We start from the raw sequence: 6,718 nt of genomic DNA, 5'->3' as shown, positions 1-6,718 counted from the left end.
AGTTCCCCATGGTCCAAGACTGGCGCTGCCGACTCCCCCGCCGTCGTGGTCGGGTTCTTTTCAGCAGGGACGACACACATTGGGCGTGCGGGGCCGAGTTTCAGAGCGACGGCGCGTTATGCCGTGGGCAGCTTCTCAGGCGCTCAGGGGGCTACCGCTGGGCTTACGGGCGGCGATTACCACAATGGCTGACGGCGACAATCACCACTAGGTTGCGTGATCCCGCTTGATCCAATGCACGTCCAATACCGCAGCGAGGGCGAGGCGCAGAAATTTCCGGCAAACCCTTTGCATCTATTGCATCTATTAGATCGAATAGATAGAATAGATACATAAGATCCGGCAAGATCAAGCAAGGGGAAAGACAATGCAGGGAATCAGCGAGAAGGCCAGCAAGGCCATTGAAGCCGCCAGCTACAACCACGACCGCAAGTGGTGGGTCAGCACGGAAACCCCGGAGGCAGGCATCGAGCGTGGCGCCTTCGGTTACAACAACCTCCTGCTGAGCGGTGACTACGCACTCAAAGGCGGCACCGGACGCAGGCTGTTCTACGTGGACGTTGCCACCGGCAGGGCCTACGTGCCCGAGGTCCTCCACCAGTCCACCGCAGCTTAAGGGGCCAGGACAATGACCACCACAGTTTTCACCGTCAAGGACGAGAACGGGCGCGACTGCTCAAAGTGCATCGCCACCAAGCGAGCCATGGACAAGCGCGGGATCTCCTACGAGGCCAGGGAAATGACCGACGCGGAGCGTGAGGCATTCAAAGCAGCCGGCCACCTGTCCGCCCCCGTCGTCGTCACGGAGCAAGAGACCTGGGCGGGGTTCCGCCCGGACAAGATTCTGAGCCTCTAACCACTACTAGCTACCAACCAGAGAGGGCCACAATGGCAACGTACCCAGCAGGAACCACGCTAGACGAGATCACCCACTTCGACCGCTCCACCAAGGTTCACTTCCACTGCCCCACGCACCCGGAATACACGTTCCGTTCGAAAGATCCGTTCTGCTCCAGCATCTTCCCCGGAGATCCGGCAACGTCTGCGGCAGAGTTCCAGATGGTGAAGTTCTGCACCTGCCCGATAGCGGACCACGTAGTGACCACGGAGTACGCAGCGTAACGCAAGAAGCCCCGCGAAATCCGCGGGGTTTTTTGCTGCCTCTAGCACGGTCTCATATTGCATCTATTAGATCGAATAGATAGAATAGATACATAAGATCCGGCAAGATCAACCAAGAAAGAGAACATCATGGGAACTCGCGCAATCCTCGTAATCGACGACTCGACCACCGGCCCGAACACCTTCTATGCCCAGTACGCCAGCCCCGCCTACAAGGTGCCGTCACTTACTCGCTGGATTGTCGCCGCAGCGCGGCAGGGACTCCCCCTCTCAGCTGAGGGCTACGCGGCATTTGCCGCCACCGACGACGCCGACCACTTCAAGGAGCGCAGGGACGAGAACCTGACGCTGGGGACCGCTTGCCAGGAATGGGCAAACAGCGATCTGGAATACCTGTACTACGTCGCCCCGCTGGAAATTTCACCGGTGACCGTCGGACACTTCGCGCTGTACCGCAAGCCAATCGGAGCAATCAAGGTCACGGACTGGAAGCTAGAGGAAGCGGCCACATGGTTGCCCGACTCTCAGAGCGAGATGCACGACGCCTCCGCCCGCTACCTCACCGAAATGCGCGGATGCGTGAAGCCGGGAATGTACCGGGCTGAAGAGGTTCAAGCCTCCATTGCAACGCTGCTGGAATGGCACGCGGACCGCAAGAAGGAAGACGCGGAACGCAGCTAGAGCAAAGGACGAAGGCCCCGCCGCTGGCGGGGCCTTCGTCCTGAGCCGGCGCCTATTTCTTCCGGCCAAACTCTATTGCATCTATTAGATCGAATAGATAGAATAGATACATAAGATCCGGCAAGATCAACAAAGGAGCGACCGTCATGAGCGCAAGGTACAGCGAGCCGACCAGCAAGCAGGCAGAGGAAGCAAAGGCTTTGATCTTCCTCGCTGAAACCAAGAAGGCGCTGCGCGACCAGGAACACATTTGGGATCTCACGTTGGAGCTGGAAGTGCAGTACAGCCTTCACAACCAGCGGGTCTACACCGTGCACGCCGCCACGCGGGACGGTCAAACTGTCACCGGACCCGAGGGCCACCGCGTTCACCCGATCACCGGAACGCCGAGCAGCACGGCATGGTTTCTCAGCATCGAGGCGAAGGCCGCACGCAATCAGCTGGCGGACCACTGATGGAGTCCAGCACGGTAAACGGCATCGAGACGATCACTCTTAGCCAGCGCTGGGACCCGCAGGGGCAGGCGTACCGCGTGATCTGCCACCACTGCAAGACGGCGGAAGAGTTTCACCGGGAACCAGGGCAGGACTGCACGGACACTTTCAAGAGAAAGACCATGTGGCAGGTTGCCCACCGCAAGAGCCACGAGCCGGCCCCCGTCCGCATCGATTCCTACGGGACAATTCCGCTGTTCTAGGTCAGCTGGATCTTATGTATCTATTGCATCGAATAGATAGAATAGATCCATAAGATCCGGCAAGATCAACCAAGGAGCAGTAATGGAACTTCAGGGACAGGGCCAGCTTTTCGACTTCGCACCCGAGCCGCTGATTTACACGGCGAAAGGCGAGCACCCCACGCACTGCGTGAAGTGCAGGCAGAAACTCACCATGGCCTATGAAGGCGGCGGCGGCAAGGGATACCGCTGGGAGGCCTGCCAGAAGTGCAGCCAGGAACATGACCCGGAGTTCCGCCGCAAGCTGCGCGAGGCAATCAACGCCATACGCGGACCAGTGGCCGACTAGGCGCAGCGGCCCCGCCGCCGACAGCGGCGGGGCCTTCCTTCCCCTATTACCTCGAATAGCGGGAATAGATCGAATAGACACCAGCCGATCCGGCAAGACCACACCGTTAGGGAGAATCATGAGCGTTCGTCAGTTCAGGGAAGCAGCCAGCCGAGCAGCTGGACCGGCAGCAGTATGCAGTGACAGGGATCTGGCACACGCCGTATCCTGCGGAATGGCGGAGGTTTTGGACTGCAAGGCAGTCGAGGGATACCCGCGACTCGTTGAAGTCGTCTACGTCGAAGCGGCCAGCGCATTCCACCAGATCCGAGCGCTGCGAATCAGCAGGGGAGCAGCCCGGAGCATCCGAGCACTCTAATAAATCCATTGCCTCTATTGGAGGTAATGGAACGGGCCGATAAGATCACAGCAAGACCAACGGAGGACCATGAAAGCGCAAAGCGTCACTTTGACCAACCAAAAGGGCGGACCGGGCAAGACTACAACGACGTACCACGTTGCCCATTCAGCCCTTCGTGCTGGGAAGCGGGTACTTATCGTGGACGCCGACGAGAACGGCGACCTGACTTCAGTAGTCATGCAGGACCCGGAACAGACTTGGGACTTCGACCTGTCGGACGTACTAAGCAGCTTTCGACACCAAACACTGACGGCGCGGGAAGTAATCGTTCCTTCCGCTTGGGAAGGCGTGGACCTGCTCCCGTCCGGCCCCGGACTGGCCAACCTCAAAGCCGAGCTAGCAGCGGAAGCGCAGCCAGGGCGGGAACTCAGGTTGAGAAAAGCCCTCGCACCATTGCTGGATGACTACGATCTGATTCTCATTGACAGCCCCGGTGACGTAAACCAGATCACCGCCAACGTCCTAGCCGCCGTGGATCAGGCCCTTATCGTCGTTGAGGGAGGACTGTTCAACGCGGACGCGGCAGCAAAAGCACTGGCAAACATCGACGTAGTGCGCGAGCACTACAACCCGGCATTGACGGTTACCGGCCTCGTTGTGAACAGGCATCAGGCAACCAACCTTCACTCGCGTTCTCTCGAAGATCTCCAAGCCTTTGGACTTCCCATCTTTGGCCCCATTCACAACCTCGTGGCCATTAGGGAATCTTTGGAAGCTGCCCAGGGACTCCACACATGGAGCCGGGAAGCGGCCAAAATCGCGGAAGTCTACGACCAAATTTTTGAAGCTATCGAAGAAAGGCGGACAGCATGACCGGAAAAGCCAATGCACAGAGGCGCAGGCCAGCCATAACCAGCCCCTACGCACCTGCAACCACCAGTGAGCCGGTCGAGGTAAGCGAAGCCCAGGAACAGCCAGCAGTGGCCGCGCAGAGCGCACCCACTGCTGTCCCAGCGCAGGACGCAGCCCCCGGCGCGAAGCGGAAGGCCCCGCCCAAGCTTCAGTTCGACACGGACGAGCAGACAGCCGGACGAATCCGCGCAGCATGGCACTACACGCCCGTTGACGAAAAGGAACCGAGCTTCAAGCTGTTCCTTCAAAATGCTGTTCTTGCCGAGGTTCAGCGGCGGGAAGCCGCCTACAACAACGGCGAGCCCTACGCCCCGATGCACCAGAAACTCACCACCGGCCCGAGAGTAGGACTGTGAGCATGGACGAGGACGAGACACCCGCAGTCGTGCAGGAAGCAGACGACGCCTACGAAGCTATCCGTGCGATCAACCACCTAACAATTACCCAGATCCACGCCGCTCCAACCGTGTACAGCGTTCTTGGCAACCTCAAAGGACTGGGGCACATGCTGCCGCAGGCGTGCACACAGCTGGCCAGGTCCCTTGGCCGGTCCTTGGACAAGTACGACGTGTACGAGGACGACGGCGGGGACCCCGTTAAGAGCGTTGCCACTGCCACGGACCACCTGACCAGGGCCGCCGAGCTGGCCGCAGAGTTGGGCGCCGAACTGGAAAAAGCCCAGTCGGCAATCAGCCGGCAGGGCTACAAGACAAAGGCCCCCGAAGGCAACTAATACGGAACTTAGTGGTGATTGTCGCCGTCAGCCATTGTGGTAATCGCCGCCCGTAAGCCCAGCGGTAGCCCCCTGAGCGCCTGAGAAGCTGCCCACGGCATAACGCGCCGTCGCTCTGAAACTCGGCCCCGCACGCCCAATGTGTGTCGTCCCTGCTGAAAAGAACCCGACCACGACGGCGGGGGAGTCGGCAGCGCCAGTCTTGGACCATGGGGAACTTGCCTCAGAAGGGGTTTTCCCCATTGTGGGCCGGTGGAGACCGGAGGATTTATCTCGGGCGGTCCACACTGGGGGAAACCCTAATCGCTGATGTAGAGCCGCCGCGGAATAGCCGCTTCAACTACTTCCGGCGTAGTTTTCAGAGCCTTTGAAAGTGCGGGAATCCATTGCCGGCGCACCGGGCGGATTCCCCTTTCAACAGCGCCGTAATACGTGCTTGTGACGCCAATTGCATTGGCCACGTCCTTTTGCAGCAGACCCGCTGCCACTCGCAATTTGGCGAGGTCACTCACGCCCTCTTTGAAGCTCATGAGAGACATTGGGTCCACGCCGTAAATCCCGGCCAGCGCATGCAGCCGAGGAACGGTAGGCGAGGCCCTGCCATCCTCCCAGGCAATGACGGCAGTGCGCACAACACCCAACGCTTCAGCCGCTTGCGTGACCGTCAGTTTTGCATTTAGGCGTGCGCGTTTGAGGTCAGCAGCGCTGGTCTCAATCACAATTTTCGGCACCTCCCTAGATTACGGATGAAAATACTATTCAAAAGTGGATATTATCTTGACTATTGACTAATTCAATCATAGACTTGACAGGGAAAGAAGGGGGGATTCTTTTAATGAGTCTCAAAACATTTTTTCGTGACGCCATGCGCGGCGAGGGTCCGGGGCAGGGCGGACGCAAGAAGACCGCAACGTCTACTCCGTCAACAGAAAATCCGTTCGTCAAGCTGGCCGCACCGGCAGGTGAGCCGAAATCAGCTGCGCCGGCCTCGGCGCGTTTCGCCTCATGGGCGCACGAGCCGGAACCGGCAAGCCAGCGGGTTTGGTCGAAGGTTCTACGAGGAACGGTCATTGCCGTCCTCGTACTTTTTGTTTGGCTTGGCATTCGTGCCATGTTGTTCCCGGTCCCGCCAGCCCCGGCACCGGAGTTGCCGCTATCGGTCCAGTTCCCGACCTCGTTGGCGCAGGGGACGGCGGAACGGTTTGCCGTGTCGTACCTGACGTGGGACGAGTCGAATCCCAAGATCCGCAACCAGCAAATGGCTTTGGATCTCGTGGGCGGCAGCGAGTCCAACGCTCTCGGCTGGGACGGCAAGGGCAAGCAGAGCGCCAGCGATCCCTACATTGCACGAGTGGAGCCGGTGAGCGCTGAAGAAGCGCAGATCACCGTGTATCTGCGCGTGACGCCGTTTGTGAAGGACGGGACCAGTTGGAAGGCCCAGGACTCGGCATGGCAGGCGCTAGAGGTTCCCGTAGCAATCTCTGAGGGCCGCGCAGTCGTTACCGGACAGCCCGGATCCGTCGGAATGACGACCCCTAAGCCGGTACAGCCCAACCCCGCTCCGATTGACGACCCCGCTGTGACAAGCCAAACGCGCAGCTACATGACAGCGTTTCTCGGGGCTTACGGCAAGGAGTCGGACGTAAGCGCACTGACCGCCCCAGGTTCAAACGTCAGTGGACTTGGGGGAGTTCTCACCATTGACTCGTTGCGCTCCTGGACGGTTTACATGGGCAGCGGGGACAGCCGCAAGGCTGTTGCTTCCGTGCTCTGGAAAACCAAGTCGGGCGGCAACGTCGAGATGACCTACTCCATTGATTTGGTCAAAGTCGAAGGCGGCGGCTCAGACCGCTGGCAGGTTGCCACCATCACTGGCGGCAACAAGAGCATCCCCACTAACTAAGG

General features: G+C 59.5%; 13 protein-coding genes. 12 read left to right on the top strand and 1 reads right to left on the bottom strand.

Features of this window, described 5'->3' with window-relative positions:
* Positions 1–367 precede the first annotated feature (367 nt).
* From ACNAOT_RS23860 to ACNAOT_RS23810, 11 genes are all read left to right on the top strand, one after another.
* A complete protein-coding gene (locus ACNAOT_RS23860; protein ID WP_420181320.1) occupies positions 368–616 on the top strand; it encodes a hypothetical protein in 249 nt (82 codons plus the stop codon).
* 12 nt (positions 617–628) lie between these two features.
* Positions 629–856: a glutaredoxin domain-containing protein gene (locus tag ACNAOT_RS23855; protein ID WP_420181319.1), complete on the top strand. Its 228-nt coding sequence runs from the start codon at positions 629–631 to the stop codon at positions 854–856.
* Positions 857–888: 32 nt separating this feature from the next.
* The gene (locus tag ACNAOT_RS23850) at positions 889–1,122 is read left to right on the top strand and encodes a hypothetical protein (protein WP_420181318.1); all 234 of its coding nucleotides are present in this window, start codon (positions 889–891) and stop codon (positions 1,120–1,122) included.
* A 129-nt stretch (positions 1,123–1,251) separates the two neighbouring features.
* Entirely contained in the window at positions 1,252–1,803 is a 552-nt protein-coding gene (locus ACNAOT_RS23845; RefSeq protein WP_420181317.1) for a hypothetical protein, read from the top strand.
* Between the two features lie 146 nt (positions 1,804–1,949).
* Positions 1,950–2,258, top strand: coding sequence for a hypothetical protein (locus ACNAOT_RS23840; RefSeq protein ID WP_420181316.1), 309 nt, complete (start codon positions 1,950–1,952; stop codon positions 2,256–2,258).
* Positions 2,258–2,500, top strand: a complete 243-nt coding sequence (locus ACNAOT_RS23835) for a hypothetical protein (RefSeq protein WP_420181315.1) — start codon at positions 2,258–2,260, stop codon at positions 2,498–2,500. Before ACNAOT_RS23840 ends, ACNAOT_RS23835 begins: the two co-directional genes overlap by 1 nt.
* An 82-nt stretch (positions 2,501–2,582) precedes the next feature.
* The gene (locus ACNAOT_RS23830; RefSeq protein ID WP_420181314.1) at positions 2,583–2,828 is read left to right on the top strand and encodes a hypothetical protein; all 246 of its coding nucleotides are present in this window, start codon (positions 2,583–2,585) and stop codon (positions 2,826–2,828) included.
* Between the two features lie 118 nt (positions 2,829–2,946).
* Positions 2,947–3,186, top strand: a complete 240-nt coding sequence (locus ACNAOT_RS23825; RefSeq protein ID WP_420181313.1) for a hypothetical protein — start codon at positions 2,947–2,949, stop codon at positions 3,184–3,186.
* A gap of 69 nt (positions 3,187–3,255) precedes the next feature.
* Positions 3,256–4,041 (top strand): ParA family protein, encoded by a 786-nt coding sequence (locus ACNAOT_RS23820; protein WP_420181312.1) that lies wholly within the window; start codon positions 3,256–3,258, stop codon positions 4,039–4,041.
* Positions 4,038–4,436 carry a ParB family protein gene (locus ACNAOT_RS23815; protein ID WP_420181311.1) on the top strand — a complete coding sequence of 133 codons (399 nt, stop codon included), beginning with the start codon at positions 4,038–4,040 and terminating at the stop codon, positions 4,434–4,436. The genes ACNAOT_RS23820 and ACNAOT_RS23815 overlap by 4 nt, the downstream gene beginning before the upstream one ends.
* Before the next feature lie 2 nt (positions 4,437–4,438).
* Positions 4,439–4,813, top strand: coding sequence for a hypothetical protein (locus ACNAOT_RS23810; protein ID WP_420181339.1), 375 nt, complete (start codon positions 4,439–4,441; stop codon positions 4,811–4,813).
* 299 nt (positions 4,814–5,112) lie between these two features.
* Here the strand turns inward: ACNAOT_RS23810 and ACNAOT_RS23805 are convergent, their stop codons facing one another.
* A complete protein-coding gene (locus ACNAOT_RS23805) occupies positions 5,113–5,532 on the bottom strand; it encodes a helix-turn-helix domain-containing protein (protein WP_420181310.1) in 420 nt (139 codons plus the stop codon).
* A 116-nt stretch (positions 5,533–5,648) separates the two neighbouring features.
* On the opposite strand from ACNAOT_RS23805, the gene ACNAOT_RS23800 reads away from it, so the two are divergent.
* A complete protein-coding gene (locus ACNAOT_RS23800) occupies positions 5,649–6,716 on the top strand; it encodes a conjugal transfer protein (protein WP_420181309.1) in 1,068 nt (355 codons plus the stop codon).
* Positions 6,717–6,718 lie beyond the last annotated feature (2 nt).

Origin of the sequence: Paenarthrobacter sp. TA1.8, assembly GCF_048595705.1 — a bacterium.
Lineage (GTDB): Bacteria > Actinomycetota > Actinomycetes > Actinomycetales > Micrococcaceae > Arthrobacter > Arthrobacter nitroguajacolicus.
This window is presented reverse-complemented; position numbering and strand designations above follow the sequence as displayed.

Excerpts from the sequence above, each read along its gene's own strand:
- ACNAOT_RS23815 (WP_420181311.1), top strand. The coding sequence starts at position 4,038 with ATGACCGGAAAAGCCAATGCACAGAGGCGCAGGCCAGCCATAACCAGC.
- ACNAOT_RS23835 (WP_420181315.1), top strand. The coding sequence starts at position 2,258 with ATGGAGTCCAGCACGGTAAACGGCATCGAGACGATCACTCTTAGCCAG.
- ACNAOT_RS23845 (WP_420181317.1), top strand. The coding sequence starts at position 1,252 with ATGGGAACTCGCGCAATCCTCGTAATCGACGACTCGACCACCGGCCCG.
- ACNAOT_RS23850 (WP_420181318.1), top strand. The coding sequence starts at position 889 with ATGGCAACGTACCCAGCAGGAACCACGCTAGACGAGATCACCCACTTC.
- ACNAOT_RS23840 (WP_420181316.1), top strand. The coding sequence starts at position 1,950 with ATGAGCGCAAGGTACAGCGAGCCGACCAGCAAGCAGGCAGAGGAAGCA.
- ACNAOT_RS23855 (WP_420181319.1), top strand. The coding sequence starts at position 629 with ATGACCACCACAGTTTTCACCGTCAAGGACGAGAACGGGCGCGACTGC.
- ACNAOT_RS23825 (WP_420181313.1), top strand. The coding sequence starts at position 2,947 with ATGAGCGTTCGTCAGTTCAGGGAAGCAGCCAGCCGAGCAGCTGGACCG.
- ACNAOT_RS23800 (WP_420181309.1), top strand. The coding sequence starts at position 5,649 with ATGAGTCTCAAAACATTTTTTCGTGACGCCATGCGCGGCGAGGGTCCG.
- ACNAOT_RS23830 (WP_420181314.1), top strand. The coding sequence starts at position 2,583 with ATGGAACTTCAGGGACAGGGCCAGCTTTTCGACTTCGCACCCGAGCCG.
- ACNAOT_RS23820 (WP_420181312.1), top strand. The coding sequence starts at position 3,256 with ATGAAAGCGCAAAGCGTCACTTTGACCAACCAAAAGGGCGGACCGGGC.
- ACNAOT_RS23810 (WP_420181339.1), top strand. The coding sequence starts at position 4,439 with ATGGACGAGGACGAGACACCCGCAGTCGTGCAGGAAGCAGACGACGCC.
- ACNAOT_RS23860 (WP_420181320.1), top strand. The coding sequence starts at position 368 with ATGCAGGGAATCAGCGAGAAGGCCAGCAAGGCCATTGAAGCCGCCAGC.